Annotated in this window: 2 rRNA genes; both read right to left on the reverse strand. The window is 51.9% G+C overall.

Features of this window, described 5'->3' with window-relative positions:
* Positions 1-5: 5 nt before the first annotated feature.
* A 5S ribosomal RNA gene (rrf, locus tag JUE30_RS11085) occupies positions 6-122 on the reverse strand.
* A gap of 200 nt (positions 123-322) precedes the next feature.
* Positions 323-3,239 (reverse strand): 23S ribosomal RNA (locus tag JUE30_RS11090).
* Between the last annotated feature and the right edge of the window lie 19 nt (positions 3,240-3,258).

Raw genomic sequence — 3,258 nt, forward strand, 5'->3', positions numbered from 1 at the left:
AAAAAGCGCGGCAGCTTCCTACCCTCGCAGGCAGTCACCCACCAACTACTCTCGGCGTAGAGAAGCTTAACTTCTGTGTTCGGCATGGGAACAGGTGTATCCTTCTCGCTATCGCCACCGCACTTATTTTGTTGAAAGCTTTGCGCTCTCAAAACTGGCTATCATTGTTTTAAATGCTTTGAACCGTATTTGCTTCGCTAGTCGTGCTCCGCTTTGGCAACGGCCAAGTGTCTAGCTACGCTTTGGCCTTCACCGGCTGCGCCGGCAAAGTCCCAAGCTAGGCTAGCCATTGGCCTAAGATCGCCAAAGCTGCGCACTTTACTTGGTTAAGTCCTCGACCGATTAGTACTGGTCCGCTCCATGCATCGCTGCACTTCCACTTCCAGCCTATCTACCTGATCATCTCTCAGGGGTCTTACTTCCATATAGGAATGGGAAATCTCATCTCGAGGGGGGCTTCACACTTAGATGCTTTCAGCGTTTATCCCGTCCGTTCATAGCTACCCAGCGATGCGCCTGGCGGCACAACTGGTACACCAGCGGAACGTCCATCCCGGTCCTCTCGTACTAAGGACAGCTCCTCTCAAATTTCCTGCGCCCGCGACGGATAGGGACCGAACTGTCTCACGACGTTCTGAACCCAGCTCGCGTACCGCTTTAATGGGCGAACAGCCCAACCCTTGGGACCGACTACAGCCCCAGGATGCGATGAGCCGACATCGAGGTGCCAAACCTTCCCGTCGATGTGGACTCTTGGGGAAGATAAGCCTGTTATCCCCAGGGTAGCTTTTATCCGTTGAGCGATGGCCCTTCCATACGGAACCACCGGATCACTAAGCCCGACTTTCGTCCCTGCTCGACTTGTCAGTCTCGCAGTCAAGCTCCCTTATACCTTTACACTCTGCGAATGATTTCCAACCATTCTGAGGGAACCTTTGGGCGCCTCCGTTACATTTTAGGAGGCGACCGCCCCAGTCAAACTGCCCACCTGACACTGTCTCCCGCCACGCTGAGTGGCGCAGGTTAGAGTGTTCATACAGCAAGGGTAGTATCCCACCAACGCCTCTGCCGAAACTAGCGTTCCGGCCTCTACGGCTCCTACCTATCCTGTACAAGCGGTACAAACACTCAATATCAAGCTACAGTAAAGCTCCATGGGGTCTTTCCGTCCTGTCGCGGGTAACCCGCATCTTCACGGGTACTATAATTTCACCGAGTCTCTCGTTGAGACAGTGCCCAAATCATTACACCTTTCGTGCGGGTCGGAACTTACCCGACAAGGAATTTCGCTACCTTAGGACCGTTATAGTTACGGCCGCCGTTTACTGGGGCTTCAATTCTGGGCTTCGCTTACGCTAACTCATCCTCTTAACCTTCCAGCACCGGGCAGGTGTCAGCCCCTATACGTCATCTTACGATTTAGCAGAGACCTGTGTTTTTGATAAACAGTTGTTTGGGCCTATTCACTGCGGCTGCACTTGCGTGCAGCACCCCTTCTTCCGAAGTTACGGGGTCATTTTGCCGAGTTCCTTAACGAGAGTTCGCTCGCTCACCTGAGGCTACTCGCCTCGACTACCTGTGTCGGTTTGCGGTACGGGTGATCTATTTCTCCCTAGACGCTTTTCTCGGCAGTGTGATATCAGTCACTTCGCTACTTAAATTTCGCTCCCCATCACACCTTGTCCTTAAAGAAGTAAGCATTTCACTCGCTTCAAGACTCAGTGCTTGGACACACATTTCCAGCCGTGTGCTTGACTTAACCTCCTGCGTCCCGCCATCGGTCAAACAAAATAGATCAGTACAGGAATCTCAACCTGTTTGCCATCGACTACGCCTCTCGGCCTCGCCTTAGGTCCCGACTAACTCTGGGAGGACGAGCCTTCCCCAGAAAACCTTAGTCATACGGTGGATCGGATTCTCACCGATCTTTCGCTACTCATGCCGGCATTCTCACTTCCAAGCGCTCCAGCCGTCCTCACGGTCGACCTTCAACGCCCTTGGAACGCTCTCCTACCACACGTCCTTACGGACGCATCCACAGTTTCGGTATTATGCTTAGCCCCGGTATATTTTCGGCGCAGGGTCACTCGACTAGTGAGCTATTACGCACTCTTTAAATGATGGCTGCTTCTGAGCCAACATCCTAGTTGTCTGTGCAACGCCACATCCTTTTCCACTTAGCATAAATTTAGGGACCTTAACTGGTGATCTGGGCTGTTCCCCTTTCGACGATGGACCTTATCGCTCACCGTCTGACTCCCGGAGTAAGATAATTGGTATTCGGAGTTTATCTGAATTCAGTAACCCATGACGGGCCCCTAGTCCAAACAGTGCTCTACCTCCAATATCCATCCTCCGAGGCTAGCCCTAAAGCTATTTCGGAGAGAACCAGCTATCTCCAAGTTCGTTTGGAATTTCACCGCTACCCACAACTCATCCCAGCATTTTTCAACATACACGGGTTCGGTCCTCCAGTGCGTTTTACCACACCTTCAACCTGGTCATGGGTAGGTCACTTGGTTTCGGGTCTACACCAACATACTTAGTCGCCCTATTCAGACTCGCTTTCGCTGCGGCTCCGGCTTTTCACCTTAACCTCGCATGCTAGCGTAACTCGCCGGTTCATTCTACAAAAGGCACGCTGTCACCCATTAACGGGCTCCAACTAATTGTAGGCACACGGTTTCAGGAACTATTTCACTCCCCTTCCGGGGTGCTTTTCACCTTTCCCTCACGGTACTGGTTCACTATCGGTCACTAGGGAGTATTTAGCCTTGGGTGATGGTCCACCCGGATTCCGACGGAATTTCACGTGTTCCGCCGTACTCAGGATCCCAAACGGAGGGTGAGCGATTTTGACTACAGGGCTTTCACCTTGTCTCGCGCAGCTTTCCAACTGACTTCGTCTATCACTCACTTTGGTAACTCCAATGTTTGGTCCTACAACCCCAAAGTGCAAGCACTTTGGTTTGGGCTGTTCCCACTTCGCTCGCCGCTACTATGGGAATCGCAATTGCTTTCTCTTCCTGCAGGTACTTAGATGTTTCAGTTCCCTGCGTTTGCCTTCATTAAGCTATGTATTCACTCAATGATAACCACCAAAGGTGGCTGGGTTCCCCCATTCGGAAATCTCCGGATCAAAGCTTACGTACAGCTCCCCGAAGCATATCGTCGTTAGTCACGTCCTTCATCGGCTCCTAGTGCCAAGGCATCCACCGTGCGCCCTTTGTAACTTAACCTTGATCGATTAACTCGATC

The sequence above is a fragment of the Lacticaseibacillus sp. 866-1 genome (assembly GCF_016861825.1).
Classification (GTDB): Bacteria; Bacillota; Bacilli; order Lactobacillales; family Lactobacillaceae; genus Lacticaseibacillus.